This is a genomic window from Neobacillus drentensis (genome assembly GCF_036962125.1).
In the GTDB taxonomy this organism is placed as follows: domain Bacteria; phylum Bacillota; class Bacilli; order Bacillales; family Cytobacillaceae; genus Neobacillus; species Neobacillus drentensis_B.
In genome coordinates this window covers 1-20,785 of sequence record NZ_JBALOA010000003.1, presented here as the reverse complement: position 1 = coordinate 20,785, position 20,785 = coordinate 1, and the positions used below count along the sequence as shown (strand labels likewise).

General features: G+C 39.1%; 21 protein-coding genes and 1 riboswitch. Of the genes, 9 read left to right on the top strand and 12 right to left on the bottom strand.

The genetic code is table 11. The features are described from left to right. Positions 1-93 precede the first annotated feature (93 nt). Positions 94-242, bottom strand: a riboswitch (FMN riboswitch). 106 nt (positions 243-348) lie between these two features. Then, positions 349-819 (bottom strand): GyrI-like domain-containing protein, encoded by a 471-nt coding sequence (locus V7121_RS02110; RefSeq protein WP_335494956.1) that lies wholly within the window; start codon positions 817-819, stop codon positions 349-351. 219 nt (positions 820-1,038) lie between these two features. Here V7121_RS02110 and V7121_RS02105 point away from each other — a divergent pair, with 219 nt between their 5' ends. The 3 genes from V7121_RS02105 (at position 1,039) to V7121_RS02095 (ending at position 1,847) form a co-directional block, all read left to right on the top strand. Then, complete coding sequence (locus tag V7121_RS02105) at positions 1,039-1,242, top strand: hypothetical protein (RefSeq protein ID WP_335494958.1); 204 nt, start codon at positions 1,039-1,041, stop codon at positions 1,240-1,242. Beyond that, positions 1,235-1,432 (top strand): YwbE family protein, encoded by a 198-nt coding sequence (locus V7121_RS02100; protein WP_335494960.1) that lies wholly within the window; start codon positions 1,235-1,237, stop codon positions 1,430-1,432. The genes V7121_RS02105 and V7121_RS02100 overlap by 8 nt, the downstream gene beginning before the upstream one ends. Positions 1,433-1,592: 160 nt before the next feature. After that, entirely contained in the window at positions 1,593-1,847 is a 255-nt protein-coding gene (locus V7121_RS02095; protein WP_335545520.1) for a hypothetical protein, read from the top strand. Between the two features lie 106 nt (positions 1,848-1,953). On the opposite strand, the gene V7121_RS02090 is transcribed toward V7121_RS02095, so the two are convergent. The 3 genes from V7121_RS02090 to V7121_RS02080 form a co-directional block, all read right to left on the bottom strand. Next, positions 1,954-2,154 (bottom strand): cold-shock protein, encoded by a 201-nt coding sequence (locus V7121_RS02090; RefSeq protein ID WP_335494964.1) that lies wholly within the window; start codon positions 2,152-2,154, stop codon positions 1,954-1,956. A 111-nt stretch (positions 2,155-2,265) separates the two neighbouring features. After that, positions 2,266-3,024 carry a Cof-type HAD-IIB family hydrolase gene (locus tag V7121_RS02085; RefSeq protein ID WP_335545519.1) on the bottom strand — a complete coding sequence of 253 codons (759 nt, stop codon included), beginning with the start codon at positions 3,022-3,024 and terminating at the stop codon, positions 2,266-2,268. A 148-nt stretch (positions 3,025-3,172) separates the two neighbouring features. Next, a complete protein-coding gene (locus V7121_RS02080; protein WP_335494968.1) occupies positions 3,173-3,475 on the bottom strand; it encodes an iron-sulfur cluster assembly accessory protein in 303 nt (100 codons plus the stop codon). A gap of 353 nt (positions 3,476-3,828) precedes the next feature. On the opposite strand from V7121_RS02080, the gene qoxA reads away from it, so the two are divergent. Genes qoxA through qoxD form a run of 4 tightly spaced genes read left to right on the top strand, consistent with a single transcriptional unit; the run spans position 3,829 to position 7,691 of the window. Further along, a complete protein-coding gene (qoxA, locus tag V7121_RS02075) occupies positions 3,829-4,836 on the top strand; it encodes a cytochrome aa3 quinol oxidase subunit II (protein ID WP_335494970.1) in 1,008 nt (335 codons plus the stop codon). Then, entirely contained in the window at positions 4,826-6,802 is a 1,977-nt protein-coding gene (gene qoxB / locus V7121_RS02070; protein ID WP_335494973.1) for a cytochrome aa3 quinol oxidase subunit I, read from the top strand. The genes qoxA and qoxB overlap by 11 nt, the downstream gene beginning before the upstream one ends. After that, positions 6,792-7,394 carry a cytochrome aa3 quinol oxidase subunit III gene (gene qoxC / locus V7121_RS02065; RefSeq protein ID WP_335494975.1) on the top strand — a complete coding sequence of 201 codons (603 nt, stop codon included), beginning with the start codon at positions 6,792-6,794 and terminating at the stop codon, positions 7,392-7,394. The genes qoxB and qoxC overlap by 11 nt, the downstream gene beginning before the upstream one ends. A 3-nt stretch (positions 7,395-7,397) precedes the next feature. Continuing rightward, positions 7,398-7,691 carry a cytochrome aa3 quinol oxidase subunit IV gene (gene qoxD, locus V7121_RS02060; protein ID WP_335494977.1) on the top strand — a complete coding sequence of 98 codons (294 nt, stop codon included), beginning with the start codon at positions 7,398-7,400 and terminating at the stop codon, positions 7,689-7,691. Positions 7,692-7,754: 63 nt separating this feature from the next. Here qoxD and pssA read toward each other — a convergent pair whose 3' ends face one another. The 4 genes from pssA to V7121_RS02040 form a co-directional block, all read right to left on the bottom strand. After that, positions 7,755-8,462 (bottom strand): CDP-diacylglycerol--serine O-phosphatidyltransferase, encoded by a 708-nt coding sequence (gene pssA, locus V7121_RS02055; protein WP_335494978.1) that lies wholly within the window; start codon positions 8,460-8,462, stop codon positions 7,755-7,757. A 17-nt stretch (positions 8,463-8,479) separates the two neighbouring features. Beyond that, complete coding sequence (locus tag V7121_RS02050; protein ID WP_335545517.1) at positions 8,480-9,151, bottom strand: phosphatase PAP2 family protein; 672 nt, start codon at positions 9,149-9,151, stop codon at positions 8,480-8,482. A gap of 174 nt (positions 9,152-9,325) precedes the next feature. Next, positions 9,326-10,111: a TerC family protein gene (locus tag V7121_RS02045; protein ID WP_335494980.1), complete on the bottom strand. Its 786-nt coding sequence runs from the start codon at positions 10,109-10,111 to the stop codon at positions 9,326-9,328. Positions 10,112-10,421: 310 nt separating this feature from the next. Then, entirely contained in the window at positions 10,422-11,954 is a 1,533-nt protein-coding gene (locus V7121_RS02040; protein WP_335494982.1) for a carboxypeptidase M32, read from the bottom strand. 268 nt (positions 11,955-12,222) lie between these two features. Here V7121_RS02040 and V7121_RS02035 point away from each other — a divergent pair, with 268 nt between their 5' ends. Beyond that, on the top strand, positions 12,223-14,289 hold the full coding sequence (locus tag V7121_RS02035) for a peptidoglycan D,D-transpeptidase FtsI family protein (protein ID WP_335545515.1): 2,067 nt from the start codon (positions 12,223-12,225) through the stop codon (positions 14,287-14,289). Between the two features lie 38 nt (positions 14,290-14,327). Here the strand turns inward: V7121_RS02035 and V7121_RS02030 are convergent, their stop codons facing one another. The 4 genes from V7121_RS02030 to V7121_RS02015 all read right to left on the bottom strand — a co-directional run bounded on the left by V7121_RS02030 (position 14,328) and on the right by V7121_RS02015 (position 19,066). Continuing rightward, a complete protein-coding gene (locus V7121_RS02030; protein WP_335495008.1) occupies positions 14,328-14,795 on the bottom strand; it encodes a (2Fe-2S)-binding protein in 468 nt (155 codons plus the stop codon). A 37-nt stretch (positions 14,796-14,832) separates the two neighbouring features. Next, positions 14,833-15,663, bottom strand: a complete 831-nt coding sequence (locus V7121_RS02025) for an FAD binding domain-containing protein (protein ID WP_335545514.1) — start codon at positions 15,661-15,663, stop codon at positions 14,833-14,835. Beyond that, the gene (locus V7121_RS02020; RefSeq protein WP_335545513.1) at positions 15,663-17,981 is read right to left on the bottom strand and encodes a xanthine dehydrogenase family protein molybdopterin-binding subunit; all 2,319 of its coding nucleotides are present in this window, start codon (positions 17,979-17,981) and stop codon (positions 15,663-15,665) included. The genes V7121_RS02025 and V7121_RS02020 overlap by 1 nt, the downstream gene beginning before the upstream one ends. Before the next feature lie 71 nt (positions 17,982-18,052). After that, the gene (locus tag V7121_RS02015) at positions 18,053-19,066 is read right to left on the bottom strand and encodes an XdhC family protein (protein ID WP_335545512.1); all 1,014 of its coding nucleotides are present in this window, start codon (positions 19,064-19,066) and stop codon (positions 18,053-18,055) included. A gap of 293 nt (positions 19,067-19,359) precedes the next feature. Here V7121_RS02015 and V7121_RS02010 point away from each other — a divergent pair, with 293 nt between their 5' ends. Next, positions 19,360-20,730 (top strand): MFS transporter, encoded by a 1,371-nt coding sequence (locus V7121_RS02010; protein WP_335495015.1) that lies wholly within the window; start codon positions 19,360-19,362, stop codon positions 20,728-20,730. The last annotated feature ends 55 nt before the right edge of the window (positions 20,731-20,785 follow it).

Here is a 20,785-nt window from a genome sequence, read left to right as displayed (position 1 = left end):
GACCCTGATAACAAGAAGTTATCAGGGTCCGGTAAAAGGCAATAGAAAATAAAGGCTTAAAGATAGGCATACTTCCCCTATCGTTAATCCTGTCTTTTCCTTCTCCCATCCAGACTTTAACTGTCGGCCCTGGAGTTTCACCAGATCCACCGTTTAACAAAAAGATGTTAACCGGGTCACGGACTAAGAAGCATAGCTTCATCACCGCCGGTTAGGAATTTCACCTGACCCCGAAGGAAATTATTCGAATATATAGTTAAGAATATAATACTAAATTCTAACAGTAAAGGGAAATGCACTAAATAGTATACCCACAAAAAATAAATAAGTTTTATATATCTTCAAACTTTACTGTTTATATGTCTTTACTGGTAAATAAATATCAAAATGAAGATCGCCCGTCTCATTTTGATGTTTATGCTCTTCCTTATAAACCTCAAGGCTCAAAGCATTGTGATCTTGTTCATATCCATACTCTTCCATCCACGCATAAATTTGTTTATATGTATGTTCTACTTCTTCTTGGCTCCCTCTATGTGTGGCATAAACATAATTTTTACTTGGAATCGTAAAACCAACCATACCCTCTGGAATTTCAGCAATTTTTTCAACCGGCGTTGTTACATAATAGGTGAATTCAGTTTCTCGACTATGAAATGGCGCAATTAAAACAGGTTCGTTCGTTTGATAGGATACTTCTTCAAGACGATTGACCATTTCTTTAAAAAGACCTGGGAGTGTACTCATTTGTGAGTACGTACCATTCCACGAAATGCCGACGACCTTCATCTCTTCTTTTTCAATTACTTGGATACTCATGTTAATCCCCCTCAAATCAATATCATATTAATATAATTCTAAGTTTAAACCTTAAAGTCCTGCATAAATCATTCGACGAAATCATTCAAAAAAGGAAGGGTCTGCTTCTACAAAAGTTTAAGAGCGCTCAACTGAATGAACGGCCTACTTTGAGATAAATTTTATTTTTTTGATGAAAATAGCTTATAATGTATTTAATACATTTTTAGGAGGATAATTATGACTGAGTCAAACCAATCCAATACACAGGAAGAAACAAAAAAGAAAATAAGTTTACAAGAAGCGATGAAATTACAGCTGCAAAATAAGAAAAACAAATCTGCTGGCGGAAATGCAGGCGGCAACAGTTCTATGGCAACTAAAAAACTGCAAAGCCAACAGACCAAAAAAGTTAGTAATTCACGGAGAAAAATGGGTGTCTAGTGGTCAAAATAGGGCAGATATTGTCCCAGGTGCACTTGTTAAAATCGTTTTAAAAGCGGATCAACGTAGTGGGAAACTAATTGAGGGTACGGTTAAGGATATATTAACCAAGTCCAGTTTTCATCCACACGGCATTAAGGTCAGGCTCAGCGATGGACAAGTGGGCAGGGTGAAGGAAATCAATAGTTAGTTAAGCCCTTCTGCGGTTTCAGCGCAGAAGGTTTTTTTGTTCTCTCTCATTTACCGAGCTGACGATTTTCCCGCCTCCTAGGGTAATGAGCGGGCTTCTCTTTTACCGGAACCACAATTTTTCCGCCTGCTCGGGTAAAATGTCTATCGGAAGGGTTCAGATGGACAAAACGGCCCAATGGAACAGGCAAAATGTCTATCGGGAGGTATCCGATGGACAAAAACACACAAGGGAACAGGTAAAATGTCTATCGGGAGGGTTCCGATGGACAAAACGTCCCAAGGGAACAGGAAAAACGTCTATCGGAAGGGGCACCGATGGACAAAAACACACAAGGGAACAGGAAAAACGTCTATCGGAAGGGGCACGATGGTCTCTTTTACCCGCACCACGATTTTTCCGCCTGCTCGGGTAATGAGCGGGCTTCTCTTTTACCCGCACCACGCTATCCCCCTCTTAACGAGAAAAGAAACTCATAAAAAAACAGACCCAAGTGCTTGGGTCTGTTTATCGGCGGTTCATTATGATTTACGGACGTTTACTGCTTGCGGTCCACGTTGGCCATTCTCAATTTCAAACGTAACCTCTTGACCTTCATCTAATGTTTTGTAGCCTTCGCCTTGAATCGCAGAAAAGTGAACGAATACATCTTCTCCACCTTCACGCTCAATGAATCCAAAGCCCTTTTCACCGTTAAACCATTTTACTTTACCATGTTCCATTCTTTGTAGCCTCCTAGCATGTAACAAATACATGTAAATTGCAAATTGACTTGCCTACATATTTTTACCCAATTCTTTTTTAGCTATACCATTTTAGCTTTTAAAATTTTTTCAGTATTTTTTTAAAACCCATTTATCTATTGCTTTTGCCACCCCGTCCTCTTCATTCGTCGCAGTTACCCAATCCGCTGACTCCTTAACAAGATCCTGAGCATTCCCCATCGCTACCCCCATTCCAGCAGCTTTGATCATTGCCAAGTCATTGAGACTATCACCTACTGCCATCACATCTTTCATTTCTAATCCAAGCCTGCTGCAAACTAGCTCAAGTCCTTTCGCTTTATTAATTCCTGCTAAATTTACTTCAATATTTTTCAAAGTTGAATTACTAAGTTCAAATTCACCTTTATCCTGCAATTCTTTCATGATAATCGCTCTTGTGTTGTCATCATCAATATTAAAACCAAATTTCATCCATTCCAATCTATGTATGTCTTCTGGCATTTCATTATGAAAGTTCCTTTCTGTACTAATCGCCCAAAATTGGGTGTTATGTTGTTGGGACAATTCCCACATCCATTCAATATGTTCTGATTTAACTAAATTCCTCTGTACTAATTCACGGTTCTCATCCCAAATTTCACTTCCATTTACTGTAACGAAATACGAATTAAGCTCTAAAGAATCGGCATGCTCTCGACTAGTGGTCAGCGAACGTCCTGTACTTAAGACCACAATAATCCCTTTGTCCTTTGCCGCCTGAATGGCGTGGCGATTTGCTTCTGATACTTGTCCTTGTTTATTTAACAGAGTACCATCCATATCAAGTGCAACAAGTTTAATTTCAACATCACTTTTATAATTTTCCATCAGTAAACTCCCTTCATGCTTTTACCTTATTAGGTTAACACCATCAATAAATACTAATCAACTTTATTAAGTTTACATAATGTAATTATTTAAAACTAATTAATACCACAAAAAAACGCCTGAAGATTCAAGCGCTTTTTTCAAACTATTAATGGTGATGGTGAACGCCCATCGATGGGTTGGTGATCAGCCATTCCTCTTTCGGTAATTGGAAATATTGAATCCAGATATTATTTAAGGTTGGATCATTTTTATCCAGAATAAAATCAATCTCTTTATCACTTGTTACCACAACATCGTTTTCTGTTGGAGTATCAAGCATTAAATCATAATGGGCGTGATCCCCATGGATACTTGTTACAACAACTCTGAATTGTTTTCCTTCAGCTTCTTCTTGTTCTAACATTTTTTTTAAAGCCTTTGCAGCATTACGATTTACTTTTACTTTCATTTTGTGCTCTCCTCTATTTATGTATTCCTTATTATTATCCCATGATTATTCCAAGTTAGACAAATTTTTAGCGTAGAAAACCCCATATCAGGTTACCTTTCCTAATTTTTCTATTTTTAGTTTTTAAAACCTTAACAAATTTGTCACATATTTTTCGAAAAAGGCATATTAACATCACGACAATGTTGTTAATATAGTGAAAGAAAAATGTGTGGCTAAATTGTGTTACATAATAATTAATTTAATTAGGAGCTATCATTTTTCAAAGGCTTGTAAATTACACTACTTTGATATGTGAATAAATTCACAACTATTTGTGAAAAAACGAACAAAATTTGGAGAGGAGATTAAAAATGTTTAGTAAGACGTATTTAGTTTCACTATTAGCAATATTGCCCGTTTTACTTTTAAGCGGCTGCGATTCAAGCATGGTTGTCTTTGATCCAAAAGGACCTGTCGCACGAGATATCCTTGGATTGATTAACTGGTCACTTATTTTCATGTTGATAATCGTTGTTGTAGTATTTGGGTTATTTGGTTATATCGTTTGGAAATATCGTGCAACATCAGAAAACAAAGATTATGAACCACCTGAGGAACATGGTTCCACCAAATTAGAGATCATTTGGACCACTATTCCCATACTTATCGTAATCGCTTTGACCATTCCAACAATAAAAACCATATATAAACTTGAAAAGGTACCGGCAGGCTATGAAAATAAAAAGCCTATCACGATAAATGTTACTTCTGCTGATTGGAAATGGATATTTAGTTATCCGGAACAAGGGATTGAGACAGTTAACTATGTAAACATTCCTGCTGGTACTCCCGTTAAATTTAAGCTTACTTCTGCAGGAACAATGCAATCTTTTTGGGTGCCTGCTTTAGGCGGTCAAAAATACACAATGAATAAAATGGAAACACAAATGTACCTTGTTGCGGACCAACCTGGTGAATTTCTTGGAAAAAATACTAACTTCAACGGAAAAGGTTATGCCGACATGGAATTCACTGTGGAATCAAAATCCCCACAATCCTTTCAAAAATGGGTACAAGACGTAAAGAAAACAGCACCAAAGTTAACGAAAAAGAAATATATCAGTCTGTTGAAGCCAACTCACTTAGGTCGACTTACGTTTTCAAATAACCATTTAGCGTGGGTTAACCATGGTGACATGAATTCGAAAACATATACCTTTCCTGAATTGTACAGAAATCATGATTATCCAGGGCAAATTTTTAAAGAACCGAATCCCTCCAAAAATATTGATGGAAAATCAGATGGAGATTCGATGGATATGAAGATGAACATGAAGATGGATGGAAAATCTAATGGAGGTGAACATAATGGACATTAAATGGGATAAGATTTTGATTTCAGGTGACCCGTTGATTTTTTGGTCGCAAATTTTGATCCTTTTAACAATGGTCGCCATTGTGGTGGGGGTAACCTATTTCAAAAAATGGAGATGGCTCTGGACAGAATGGCTTACTACCGTCGATCATAAACGAATTGGGATTATGTATATTCTTGTTGGTGTATTAATGTTTTTCCGTGGTGGTATTGATGGATTATTAATGAAAGCTCAAACTGCAACACCGGATGGACAGTTGCTTGATGCACAGCATTATAATGAAGTCTTTACAACACATGGTGTTATTATGATTTTATTCATGGCTATGCCATTTTTAATTGGGATTATGAATGTGATCGTTCCACTTCAAATAGGTGCTCGTGACGTTGCCTTCCCACAATTAAACGCATTAAGTTTCTGGCTAACCTTTAGTGGTGCCATGCTCTTTAATCTTTCATTTGTGGTTGGAGGTTCACCAGACGCTGGGTGGACAGCCTATTTTCCTCTTGCTGGCAAAGAATTCAGTCCGGGCATTGGTAATAATTATTATGCTGTCGCTATTCAGATTGCCGGTATTGGTACCTTAATGACAGGGATCAATTTTATTGTAACGATTTTAAAAATGAGGGCTAAGGGCATGACCCTTATGAAGATGCCAATGTTCACATGGACATCCTTTGTTACATCAATCATAATCGCGGCTTCATTCCCGATTCTTACCGTTGCCCTTGCGTTAATGACTTTTGACCGCATTTTTGGAACTCATTTCTTCACACTTAGCGGCGGGGGTATGGACATGATGTGGGTTAACTTGTTCTGGCTATGGGGACATCCTGAAGTCTACATTGTTGTTTTACCTGCATTCGGAATGTTTTCTGAAGTTATCTCAACATTTTCACATAAAACACTGTATGGATATAAATCGATGGTTGGTTCTATTGTTGGGATTGCCTTTTTAAGTATGTTGGTTTGGGTCCATCATTTCTTTACCATGGGCGCAGGACCTGCTGTTAACTCAATTTTCTCCATAACCACGATGATGATAGCTATTCCCACCGGGGTAAAAATGTTTAACTGGTTATTTACAATGAGGAAAGGACGCATTCGATTTACAACTGCCATGCTTTGGGCACTAGCCTTTGTCCCATGCTTCCTAATCGGTGGGGTCACTGGGGTTATGCTTGCGATGGGTGCAGCAGATTATCAATATCACAACACACTATTCCTTGTTGCACATTTTCACTACGTACTGATTCCCGGGGTTGTATTTGCTGTTTTTGCAGGTCTATATTACTGGTGGCCAAAAATGTTTGGTCATATGTTAAACGAAAAGCTTGGTAAACTTCATTTCTGGTTTTTTGTGATTGGTTTTAACGTAACATTCTTGCCAATGTTCTTCCTTGGCTTAGATGGTGCGGTTAGACGATCATATACTTACTCAGCTGAATCTGGATTTGGTCCATTAATGCTGATTTCAGCTATCGGTGCGGCTATTTTAGCGATTGGCTTTGTCTTCTTCTGCTATAACATCTATTGGAGTGCACGATATGCAGATCGCAATATATCAAGCGATCCATGGGATGCTAGAACGCTAGAGTGGGCAACTGCATCACCTGTTCAATTTTATAATTTTGCCAAAATACCAGAAGTAGACTCTCTAGATGCATTCTGGTATATGAAGAAAAATAATAAAGGATTAGAGTTAAATGATGACGATCTTGAAGAAATTCATATGCCGAGCAACTCCGGTCTGCCATTTGTCATGTGTGTTATCTTCGGAATTTCCGGTTTCTTCTTGATTTTCGAATGGAAAATTGCCGCTCTGGTAGCAGCAGCAGGAATTTTGGTTTGCCTGATTATACGTTCCTTTGATTATAATGACGGGTACCATGTCCCTGTTGATAAAATCAGATCAATAGAAAAAACTTGGCGGGTCATCGGAAAAGGTGGGGAAAAACATGTCAGCTAATGTAAATACATCATTGCCACTTGAATTCCAAACAGAGCAAAATAGAATGAATATTCTTGGCTTCTGGATCTTCTTAGGTGCTGAGATTGTCTTGTTTGCGACTCTCTTCGCCACTTATTCAGTTCTAAGTACTCGATATGCTGGTGGTCCTACACCACATGAATTATTCGAAATCAACGGTGTGATGATTGAAACGATCCTGCTCTTAACAAGCAGTTTTACTTGCGGACTTGCAATTTATGAAATGCACAAAGAAAACCTTAAAGGTCTGTTAACTTGGCTAATTATCACTCTATTACTTGGACTAGGCTTTGTGGGGATGGAGATTAGTGAATTTATAACTTATGTTCATGAAGGCGCAACAATGCAAACAAGTGCCTTCTTATCGAGTTTCTTCGTCCTTTTAGGGACGCACGGATTGCATGTTAGCATGGGTATTGGCTGGGCTACTATGGTCATTATTCAAATGGTCAAAAGAGGATTAACACCAGTAACGGCTCGTAAAATCTTTATTATCGGTTTGTACTGGCACTTCCTTGATGTTGTTTGGATCTTTATTTTCACATTTGTTTATTTAAAAGGGATGGTGTAAAGAATGAAAAATCATTCAAACGGATTTCCCATGACCCAGGTTTTTGGATTTGTTTTATCATTAGTGTTAACTTTTGCCGCCCTTTTCGTTGCATTAAAAACATCATTGTCCTTTCAGACGATCATTTGGATTATTGGTTCGCTGGCGGTTGTCCAGGCCGCTCTCCAACTCTTTATGTTCATGCACCTAAAAGAAGGTGAAGATGGCAGCACTCAAACAATCAACATCATATACGGCGTATTTATTGCCGCCGTTACCGTCGCTGGTTCCATTTGGGTTATGTCATTTGGAATGTAAAATAGAGGATTTAAATAGGGTGTCAGGTACCATGTGAATTTTTCACATGGTACCTGACACCCTTTATTTTGAACTTGTATTGCCTTTTCTTTTGTTCCTTACTAATTGGAAGATGATAAACGCTATATATAATGGGATTGCGACATAAATAAAATAAGGGAAGCGATGCTGTTCTTTTTTAAAGACGAGATAGATTGCGTACCCCAGAAATAGCGTGACGATAATTCCATATTTCGGGAGCGGAACATCCTTCAGACTTGGTATTTTTATCGTGCTAACCATTAAATAACAAATGATAAAAAAGGCAATCGGCAGGATGATTTCAGGCATTTTCCCTTGGAACAGCGTGAGCAGTGTTAATAAGCCCCCGCCTGCTGTAATAGGCACACCGGTAAAATACTTATTGGAAGATTTAACGGCATTAATATTAAACCTCGCTAAACGATAGGCCCCGAATAAAGGGAATAGCCCGGAAATGGCCATCCCCGCCACTCCAAACTCTGAGAAATATGAATAGTAAGCCATCATTGCAGGTGCAACGCCAAAAGTAACCACATCTGCTAACGAATCTAATTCTTTCCCCAAGTCACTATCCACCCGTAACATTCTGGCAATTCTGCCATCCATGCTGTCGAGCATCATCCCGATTAAAATTAATATGGCAGCATTTTTATAATCACCTTGGGCCGAATACATAATGGATAAATAACCAAAAAATAAATTGGAAATGGTAAATAAATTAGGAATACTGTTTCTGATAATATGTATCACTCCATACCATAAAATAATTAGGCGGTTTCTTTTTCTTGCTGTCTCTTCTTATTATACCGTTTTTCTTGATAATATTGGAAAAATAAAATTGCAGTTGTTATCCAAAAACCACTAGCGAAATACCCGCCAATGATATCACTGGGGTAATGGACACCTAAATAAATTCGGCTGATTCCAATGGCTAGTATCATTACGCTACTTACGATGATTAATGTCATTCTTCCCAGCCTGTTAGAAATATGCCGCCATAATAAAAACGAAATAATGCTATAGACCGTAAAAGCGTTCATCGCATGCCCGCTTGGAAAACTATACCCTTCTACATTAATTAATCGATGCAAATCCGGGCGGACTCTTTGAAATAAATTTTTTAAAATCGCATTTAATATTGCCGATCCTGCAATTGCTGCTACAAATAAAATTAATTCTACGCGATGATTCAGTACGTTATATAGGAAAAACAACATAAAAAGACTAAGGACAATCACAAAAGGCGCCGAGCCGATAAACGTAAAAATCTTCATTACCTTGGTGAGAATCGCCGTTTCTTGTCCTTGAATTTTATCAATGATAACACGATCAAAATGGATAATTTTCTGGTCACTTATAAATAAGGATATCAAACTAAAGCCAATTATGGAAACAACACTTATACTAAAGGCAATCAAGAGATACTTTTTTAAATTCATCGACTCAAACCTCTCAGGCAAAATAATTTCAGATTGTACTATTATGAACTCTTAGTTTAAGTTATTTTATCCTTTTATAACAGTGTACTTTGAATAGTATGTCAATAAGTGAAAATCCTATTTTAAAAAAGGCAGAGCCCTTTAAGTCTGCCTTTCCTAGTATGCCTTATTCATTTATAATGTCTCTGGTTCTTCTCTTACTGTTTCTGTTGTTTTATCCTTGGAGAAAAACCAGCCTATTGCCGCAATACCTACCAACACCACATAAAAGCTTATTTTCCAACCCGTTGAATGCGCAAATTCCTCATTTAATAGAGCCAATGCTGGATGTGATAACGTGTATACAGCAAGTTTTACACCGACCCAGCCTACAATCGTAAAAGCAGCAATTTCTAGACCTGGTCTTTTTTCTAGTAGTTTAACAAACTGATTTGCAGCAAAGCGCATGATAATCAGTCCAATGATTCCACCAGCAAAAATTACGAGGAATTTACCACCATCAAGGCCGCCAATTTTTGGCAGTGTCGTGTCTGGTAGTGCAACTGCCAACGCGACAGCAGCAAGAATTGAATCCACTGCAAAAGCAATGTCTGCGACTTCAACCTTTAAAACAGTAATCCAAAAGTTACTATTTTTTGTACCTTCCTTTTTCTCTTGTCCTTCTCCCTTTCCTTTAATTACTTTACGAAAGATATGATTACCAGCCATGAACAGTAAATAAACGGCACCAATCGCTTGAACCTGCCACACATCCACGAGAAACGAAATCACAAACAATGAAACAAATCGGAACACAAACGCTCCTGCTAAACCATAAAATAATGCTTTCTTTCGTTTTTCTTCCGGCAGTTGTTTCACCATAATTGCGAGTACCAAAGCATTGTCCGCTGCAAGCAAACCTTCTAATGCCACCAAGATCAATAACACCCAGCCATATTCAAGTAAAAGAGTAATGTCCATAAATAATTCCTCCTCAAAAGTTCGTTTTTTTCAAAAAATACTCCCTTACGCCAATAAAATAGGCCTTTACTGTTTACAGTAAAGGCCTAAAAATACACAAAAAGACCTTTACAGTAAAGTAAAGGTCTTGCTAACAACGTAAATGTTGCCAATAAAGCCGGAGAAATCAATTCTCGGAATGACGACTTTATTGTAGCAGCTACTCCCCTTTAAAAGGAAATATTTAATTACTCTTACTTTATGATAATTTGAAAGAAAAGTCAACCTGATATTAATTGTTTACTAACTTATCAATCTAGGACTATCTTGTTTACAATCCGTAAACCTCTGAGTATTTCTTCTCGAGATATTCAACAAGATATTCCGCATTTAATTCTTCACCAGTGACCTTTACAATCAATTCATTTGGTGTATAAAGCTTCCCGTATTGATGGATATTTACTTTCAACCACTCCTGAATGAGATCAAACCGGCCATTTTCAATCAGATGATAGAATTCAGGCAGGTCTTTTTGAATCGTCCGCAGAATTTGCGCTGCATAGAGATTTCCTAATGAATAAGAAGGGAAATAACCAATCCCGCCAAATGACCAATGTACATCCTGAAGGACACCCAACGTGTCTGTACTTGGAGTTACACCCAAATAATCCTGCATCTTCTGATTCCAGACAACTGGAAGGTCCTTCGCTTCAATCTCACCGCCAATTAATGCCTTTTCAATTTCATAACGGAGCATAATATGCAGATTATAAGTTAATTCATCAGCCTCCACTCTGATAAAGGAAGGCTTTACCGTATTAACGGCACGATAAAATTCGTCTACAGAAACTGCTTCTAGCTGCTTGGGAAAATACTCTTGTAGTTTTGGATAAAAGAAATTCCAGAATTCCTTACTCCGGCCGACCATATTTTCTAAAAATCTCGATTGTGATTCATGGATTCCAAACGATGCTCCACTTTGAAGAACAGATTCTTCAAATTCAGGATTAACATGCTGTTCGTAAATTCCATGGCCCGCCTCATGAATGGTTCCAAATAATGCTGACCGAACGTTACCTTCTAAATAACGAGTCGTTAACCGCACATCTCCTGTATTAACCGTTTGCGCAAATGGATGAACGGTTTCATCGAGTCTGCCTGCTTCGAGGTCAAAGCCAATCATAGGCAGAATCAATCGATTGAATTCTTTTTGTTTTTCAATAGAAAACGATTGGTCAAAAATATCTGCCTTCGTCGGCTTGCCTTTCTGTTGAATGCGTTCTAACAGTTTTACACTAGAATCTCTTAATTTTGCAAAAAGTGGATCTAGTATTTTCACGGTTAATCCTGGTTCAAACTCATCCAAGAGTGCGTCATATGGATGGTTCTCATACCCGTAGATTTCAGCAAATTTTCGTTTGTAATTAACAATTTTATCCAAGTACGGAAGGAAGTGAGCAAAATCATTGTTTTCCCTTGCTTCTTCCCATGCATCATTTGCCTGTGCTGTTAGAATGCTATATTCCTGGAAAAGGTCAGCAGGAATACTTTTCGATTTTTGGTAGTACTCTCTATATTCTCTAACCTTTGCTTTTGTTACGTCATCTAATGTTTCAAAATTTTCAGGGAGTGTTAATTCAGCGAGCAGGTCTCCCATTTCTTGTGAAACAGAGAGTTTAAATATTTCGGTCCTTAGCGTTCCAGTTGCTTTGGCAAAGATACTTCTGCCCTTTTTCGGTGCCATGACCTTTTGATCCCAATCCACTAAACCAATAATGCTTGAATAATGAGTTATTTTTTCATCTAATGCCTTAAATTGCACTAAAATCTTTTGGATCACTGGATCAGTTACTTTCTGTTCCATAAAATAAAGACCTCCTAATCAATTCTGTTTATCTAGTATAGATGTCTGTTTAAGAAACAACCACATCCCTTCTGATTATAAATTAAAATTATGAATTTGAGGAAAAATTAGAAATTTATTTATAGACAAAAAATTTAGTAGAACCGAATGGTGTCGATAAATGAAAAGATTTAAGCAAAAAAGGAAGATTTTTAAATACCACTTTTTACAAATGGGCACTATATGTAGATAAACACTATTGGTCCGGAAAAAAGGGGGGACAGGAAATTTGGAAAACCCAAAAAAGAGTAAATCTCACTTCCCATTTCGTCTTAATATCCTTTTTTTTAGCATTTTTTTATTATTTTCGGTGCTAATCCTTAGGCTTGGCTTTGTCCAAATTGTCCATGGTGAAAATTTTAAGAGGGATTTAGCAAGAAAAGAAGATATTACGATTAGTAGTCCTGTCCCAAGAGGACGAATGCTTGACCGAGATTATAAAGTGATCGTAGATAACGTCCCTAAAAATGCCATTGCTTACACAAACGAGGGATTTAGCCAAAGAGAAATGCTAGAAACCGCTGATAAATTAGCCAAGCTGATTCATATAAAAACGGACAGAGTAACCGAGAGGGATAAACGTGATTTCTGGATTATTACTAATCCTGAACGTGCAGATGCCAAAATCACAAAAAAGGAAAGGGAATTATACACTGCAAAGAAATTAACAGACAATGATATTTACCAGTTAAAATTAAAGCGAATTTCTTCTGAAGATTTAAAGGAAATAAATAACGAGCGGCTAGAGGTTCTTGCGTTATTTAAATCCTTCAATAGCGGCTACAAGTTTACGACCCAAATCATCAAAAATGAAAATGTTACCACTAAAGAATTAGCCGTTGTAAGCGAAAATCTCCAATCTCTCCCTGGGGTGGATACAACGACCGATTGGGAGAGGTGCTACTTTTTCAATAAAACCTTAAAGTCGGTGTTAGGGAAAGTTACCAAATCAGACGAAGGCCTCCCTGCTGAACAATTAGAATATTTTTTAGCAAGAGATTACAGTCGTAATGACCGCGTTGGTAAAAGTCAACTAGAATGGCAATACGAGGATGTTTTGCACGGTTACAAATCAAAAATTAAAAATGTAACGGACAAAACAGGCAATGTCATCGAAAATTATCCGATAACAAATGGCCAAAAAGGACAGGACCTTGTCCTTACTATTGATATGGAGCTGCAAAAGAAGGTGGATCGGATTATTGAGGAGGAACTTTGGGCAGCAAAAAGATATCCTGGAACCTATTTAACTGACCGTGCCTATGTTGTGTTAATGAATCCAAAAACAGGCGAAGTCCTTGCTATGTCCGGAAAAAAAATGGTCAGGGATAAACAAACCGGCAAAGTAGAAATGGAAGATGACGCCCTAGGCACCTTTACCACCACATATAATGTTGGTTCAACAGTCAAAGGTGCAACTATTTTGACCGGATATAAAACAGGTGCTATTGTACCAGGTACTATTTTTGATGATGCTGGTTTAAAAATCCAAGCCACACCACTAAAAAAATCGTATGCTTACTTAGGAAAATTAAATGAAATTACTGCATTAAAGTTATCTTCCAACGTTTATATGTTTCATACAGCCATTCGAATTGGTAAAGGACATTATGAGTATGATAAACCCTTAAATTTAAACTCCAATTCTTTTGAAACGATAAGAAATTCGTTTGCATCGTTCGGTCTTGGTACAAGAACGGGGATTGATTTGCCGAATGAGCAATCTGGATTTAAAGGTCAGAGTCATCTCCCTGGCTATTTGCTTGACCTTGTGATCGGTCAATATGATACCTATTCTGCGATGCAGCTAGTCCAATACGTTTCGACGATTGCAAATGGCGGATATCGAATGCAGCCGCATGTGGTTAAACAAATCCTTGACCCTAAAGAGGGAACGAATGATTATGGCCCTGTGGTAAGAGAAATCACACCAACTGTTCTCAATTCTATTGATGCAAAACCAGACTGGATGTACCGTGTCAAACTAGGGTTTAAAAAGGTTATGCAAGAAAGAGGCGGCACCGCTTATAAATTTTTTGGCAATGCTCCCTATTCACCTGCAGGTAAAACTGGCACTGCACAGGCCTTCTATGACGGTCCAGAGCGGTACAGATTTGGTAAAGAGCCACCCCCTGTAATGAACCTTAGCTTGGTTAGCTACGCTCCAAGTTCAAATCCTGAGGTGGCGATGGCAGTTATTGTCCCATGGGCTTATCAGGGTAAAAAAGACAACCGAGCGAACCTGAAAATTGGCCGCCGAGTCCTCGATACTTATTTTGAGATGAAGAAAAGGTAGTGGATTGTAAGGGTGCCAGCCGGCATCCTTTTGTTCTTTTATTCCCTTGATTGATTTTTCCTAAGGACCGATTTCACAGCTTTTTCTATTTCTGCATAGCCCGTACATCGGCAAATATTTGACTCCAGCCATTCCTTAATCAATGGATTTTCTGCATCTGGATGCCTCTCAATTAACGAATGACAGTTCATGATAAACCCAGGGGTGCAGTAGCCACATTGAAAGGCGAAGTTTTCGACAAAAGCCTGCTGAATCGGGGTATTTTCCAACCCCTCAATGGTGATGACTTTTTTTCCATTTGCTTCGACTGCAAGCATTAAACAGGATTTCATTGGCCACCCTTCTACATTGACTGTACAAGCCCCGCAATCCCCGTTCAAACAACCAGGCTTTGCACCTGTTAGTCCGAGTTTTTCTCTTATTACATATAAAAGTGTATCCCCTGACCTTACGATTACACTCCGCTTTTCTCCATTGATATTCAGCAAAATGGTGTGGGATTTCACTATACCCCTCCTTCAAAAAAACAATCATTATCTTGCACTATGACTTTCCAAAGGCAGAGATGATATCCGACAATAAATTCCGCAATACAAAGAGTCTGTAATTCGCGGACCCCTCAACATCCTCTAAAATCGGCGTCGGCAACTTGGAAAGGGCCTCATCAATCCTTGAAACTACTGGTTTATCGCTATTTAAAGAAGCCTCCAACTCCTTTGACCGAAAGGGGAAGGGGCATAAGCCGCTGATTGCAACACGTAATTCCCGACCCAATTTCAAAGCTGCAATCGTAATCAACGGATAGCCAGTGTCCCACTGTTGACGGCGTTTAATGCCTATAAATGGTGCCCCAATGAATCTTGTTTCTGTCGCTACTTGAACTAGAAACTCCCCTTTTTTCAATTGAAGCTGCTCTTTAAAAACTTCATTGATTGGCACCATCTTTTTCCCTTCCGGACCAACAATTAAGACCTTGCTATCCGCAAGTAAAAATGGTAAGACCGCTTCTCGGTAAAAAATCCGTGCACAAATATTTCCTCCTAAAGTAATTTTTCCTCTGGCTGTATGATCAGCCACTTCACTTGCTATTTTTGTTAATAAAGGAAAAAGATTTGCTTCTTCAATTTTAGTGAGCGTTAGGGTGCTGCCCAGCAGCAGTTGGTCATTGCTTACATGCATGACCTTGCATTCGGGTAGATCTTTTATATTAATCACCGCTTCGGTGTACGCTAAGGCTATTCTGCCAAGCGTTATTAATTCCGTTCCACCTGAAAAGAACATCGGTTTTTTTCCGCGCTGATCGAGATCCCGATATAAATCAACTGCCTCTTTTAATGTAGCTGGCTTAAAATAATCAAAATCAAAAGGAAGCATTATTTTTGTGCCTCCTTTGTTTTCCAAATCAACTCCGGAATAAGCGGAAGATGATGAAGTGAAACATTTGCAGCTATTGATAAAGCATTTCCAAGTGCTGCCGGCATCCCCATTAAACCATGCTCACCGACACCACGGGCACCGTATGGACCATCTAATTGTGGAGTTTCGACGAATTCTACTAAATATTCGGGATTCTCTCCGTACCTTAGTGGGCGATATGTTCGGAGCTGGGGGTTCAAAACCCTACCCAGTTCGTCAAAATAAAACGTTTCCCTTCCAGCAAAGGCAATTCCCATACTCATTGCACCCATTACTTGACCCAATGCAGCTTTTTCATTTAAGACTCGGCCAATGTCGACCACGGTGCAAGCCTTCAAAAGCCGATAAGTAAAATCTCTTTTATCAAATTCAATTTCCACTCCATAGGCAGCTACCGTCCATTCGGGTCCCGGCTTACCTGCTCCCGTCTCGGGGTCCATATGGGTAAGATGCCGTAAAATATAACTCCCTCTGCCAATGATTTGGCCGCCAATCGAATTACCATTTGGATATTGATACCCATAACAAATATCTTTAATATCAATTCCGATAGTAGGATCATCGCGTAAATAGACTCGACCTTTAGCCACTACAAGATCTTCTATTGGTGCTCTTAAAACGGTTGAAGCAATATCCTTTAATTGCCTTATCACGTCCTCAGCCGCTTCGAGCAGTGCCCTTCCCGCCATAAATGTTCCCCTGCTCGCGACGGTTTTCCAGTGCTCTGGTGTTGTCTGCGTATCTACTTCCATCCGCACATGAATTTTATCTACATCCATCTTCAGCCGCTCGGCAAGCAGCTGTGCAAGGATCGTCTTCGTTCCTGTTCCAATCTCAATTACACCAGAAAATAAATTAATACTTCCGTCTCGATTAAATGTTAAAATAACGCCCGAGGGAGCGTTGGGATCAATCGTCGAAGTTTTCCAACTACAACTAACACCCTTCACTCTGACCGTTCGCTCATTTATCTCTTTCAACGAACCTTCGTCCCATTTCATTAAATCTCTTACTCTCTCAATACACTTTTGCAGGTTGCCGACATTACTTTTATTTAAGCGGACTCTTGTCGGAGTGGTATTCCCTGGTTTGATTGCATTTAGATAGCGAAGCTCAAGCGGATCCATTTTTAATTTTTGCGCTAATAAATCCAATGTCCGCTCAATCACAAAGGAAAGTTCAGAATGACTAAAACCCCTAAATGGAGCCGCATAGGGATGGTTCGTATACATGCAATACGAATCACACCAGACATTTGGAACATTGTACGGTCCAGTGCAATCAACTGCACCTGCTCTGGTCAGATCAATTGCTTTATCGGAATAAGCCCCGCCATCCCATAAGAAACGTATTTCCATTGCCTTTATTTTCCCACTGTAATCGGCACCGATTTTGACTTTTGCATCTAAACCAATATGACATGGTGACGTAATCATGTCTTCTTCTCTTGTGTTAAATACCTCGACCTTTTTGCCGCCGACCGCTTTTGAAGCGAGATAGGCTAGAACTTCCAGCTGCACGGCTGCTTTCCCTCCATATGCTCCGCCAACAAGCGGAGTGTGGACAATGATTTTCCCCATATCCTCATCAAAGTAATCAGCAATCAGTCTTTTTGCCATAAATGGAGCTTGAGAAGAAGTAGTAATTATAATATTTCCATCGGGCAAGATTTCGGCGGTCGCACATCTGGTTTCCATCGCGGCGTGATCAGAAGGAGAAAATGAATAGTTTGCCTCAACCACCGTTTCAGCTTCAGCCCATCCTCTATCCAAATTGCCCTTTCGAATCTTAATATGGGTAGCAATATTGGTGTCAGGTACCGGGTGTGAATCTTCCTCCTTTTTATATTTACCCAAGTTTTCATGAACGAGCGGTGCTCTTTTTTCGAATGCTTGAGACGGTGAATTTACGACAGGAAGCAGTTCGTATTGGACCTTAATTAGATCGGCTGCCATTTTTGCCTGTACAGGAGTATCCGCAACAACAAGCGCAACCGTTTCCCCGTGGTAACGAACCTTGTCAAAGGCTATCGGAGGCCGGTCACGGATGGCTTCCCCTGTTAACGGATACTCTTTCCCCGCAAGAATGGCTCTTACACCGTCTATTTTCCACGCTTCCGTTGTGTCAATCTTTACAATCTTGGCGTGGCCATAAGGACTAATCACCATTTTGGCAGATAACATCGGAACGGTATGGTAATCATGTGTATATCTGGCTCTCCCCGTCACTTTATCAAGTGCTTCTTTACGAATGACACTTTTCCCAATAACCTCCAAGCCTTTTCCTCCCTCCACGTAAAAATGGATTTTCCTCTGATTTATAGCTTGTTTCAAATACTGACAATGCCTTAATCTGGGATGGTCCATAAAAACTGTACCTTTTCATGAACAGGTTTTCTTCGCACTTCTATCAATTGCGCAACAATACTAACAGAAATTTCTTCAGGACCCTTTGCCCCTATATTTTTACCAACCGGTGAATAAATCCAACTGGGGATATGGTCCAGGTTGAGGAGTCTTTTTGTTCTTTCTCTCGGTCCTAAAACTCCTAAATATCTTATATGTTTCTTTTCTATCCCTTTTAATAATTCGCGGTCCCTCTCAAAATGATGAGTCATAATGACAACAAAATCATATGGGGAAAAGGATATTTGCTTTAAAAGCTTCTCTGGTAAGCCATGAAGAAGTCTGTCTGCTTTTGGAAAGTTTTTTTTCTGACAAAACTCTTCCCGCCAATCGCAGACCAAAACTGAAAAACCAGCTTTCTTAGCAAGCTGAACAAGCGGTTTTGCATCTGGTCCTGCTCCAAACACGATTAATCGGGGTTTTGGGTTATAAGTAAGCTGAAAAATCGAGTCAGGCCCCGGCATGATTCCGCTTTTGGAGGTGAAGGCGATTTTAGGGATGGAACCTGACCAATTCCCGAATGGTTCCCCCTCCTCCTCAATAAACAAGTACTCCCCTAGGTCATCCAGTTTTTTTAACATGATTACAGGTTTGCAGCGATCAAGAGATTTTTTTACGACCGAAAAATCCTCTTTTAGCTTGTCAGAGACATATTCTAATAAAATATCTAGGGTACTGTTTTTACTTGTCCTCTGGTCCCAGCCTAGAGTTTTTTCCTCTGACATCCTATAATGAAGAATTTTGGCCTCCTGCTCCTTGAAAACTTCCACTGCCTTTTTGGCCACCTCTGTTTCTAACCCATCCCCCGTTAACTTGCCAATCTGATTACCATCCTCGAAAAGAAGCATGGAGGTACCCTCTTTTTTATAGGCAGTTCCTTCCACGCGAATAATTGTTGCCAAAACCATTTTACCTTGTTGATTCATACCTTCTAAAATCGGATAAATATCATCCATAAAACTCCTCCAATTTACACACTTAATATACCTTTCCTAATTATATTAATTTGGAAGCTATTCCTAGAATGATAATTTTTTAACGTGACCTCTCGTGGTCCTGTTGACTCAGAAACAACTGAATGAAATATATCCTCCAGAATGGGGGCTAATTAATTGGTTGCTCTCCTATAAATAATTTCACTAATTCAGCCATTTCCCTTTCATTGACACTGAAATATACTAGTAATAGTATGATGAAGCAGAAACTCGCAAAAAATATATTGATTCTATAACAAGTAAAGGAAGTAGTTATGAAGAAAAATCGTGCCTTATTTTTAACAGCGGTGGCCTCGGGAACGATGTTAAATCCGCTTAATTCATCGATGATTGCTTTAGCCTTACACAGTATTCAAAAGGATTTTCACCTATCCTTTTCAACTGTTTCCTGGTTAATTTCGAGCTTTTATTTAGCCAGCGCGGTAGCCCAGCCCGTGACCGGAAAAATTGGTGATATTTTCGGCCGAAAGAAAACCTTTTTGTCTGGCCTTATTTTAGTTGCCCTGTCTGCACTTGGTGCACCGCTGGCATCCACTTTTATTATGTTACTAGTGATGAGGCTTTTTCAATCCGTTGGCAGCAGTGCCATTTATCCTTCAGGAATGGCGTTAATTCGTGACCATATTAAGGACAGGCAGGCCTCTGCCCTTGCTGTTTTATCTATTTTCGCCTCAGCTATGGTTGCGCTTGGACCGACAATCGGTGGTTTTTTAATCGTTATTGGGAATTGGCCAGCCATCTTCTGGGTCAACTTTCCTTTTATTATCCTTAGTTTCCTATTAGGCTGGTATATGTTTCCGAAAGATCAAAAACAGGATAAGGCTCACAGGAAGGAATTAATCTCCCACTTGGATTTTCTTGGAATCGGATATTTCGCTGCAGGGATGGTCCTCTTTTTATGGTTCCTGTTGTCTTTTGAAGGGCAAATTCACTATTTTGCGGGTCTTGTTGGAATCATCTTTTTCTGTTTATTTGTGTTTAGGGAGTTAAGGGTTAAAGAACCGTTCATCGACATTCGAATTTTTAGAGTACATCCGAAGCTTTCGATGGTATATATTCAGTTTATTTTTTTAAATATCTTTTTTTACTGTTTATTCTTCGGTTTGCCAAGCTATTTCCAAGATGGAATGGGGTTAAGTGTGGAAATAAGCGGTATGTTAATGCTGTTTATGTCCGGAGTAAGTATTATCATCTCCTCTGTGACTGGGAAATGGATTGATCGAACCGGTGTAAACCAGCCGATTATGGTCGGTTCGTTTATATCAATTATTGGTGCACTAGCTTTTATCTTCTTTTTTGTTGATGCTTCCTATATAGGGATTGGGATCATTTTATCGATCATGGGGTTAAGTTACGGAATTGGAAATGTGGTTCTTCAAGTGGCAATGGTAAAGGAAAGTCCGCAAGCGATCCTTGGGACAACCTCCGGCCTGTTTCAAACCTGCCGTTATTTAGGCTCAATTTTAGCGTCGATTATCTTAGGATTAATCTTTGGGACTGACATTACAGCGGAAAATATGAAAATTATTGGCGGAGTTTTACTAGTCACTGGCATCATTAGCTTTTTAATGAGCCTATGGTTCTCACGAGAGACATTGAATTTTCGAAGAATGCGGCATGTTTGACAACTCCAGATCAAAAAAAATAGAAACAGCCTCAATTGATCTGACCCAATAAAGT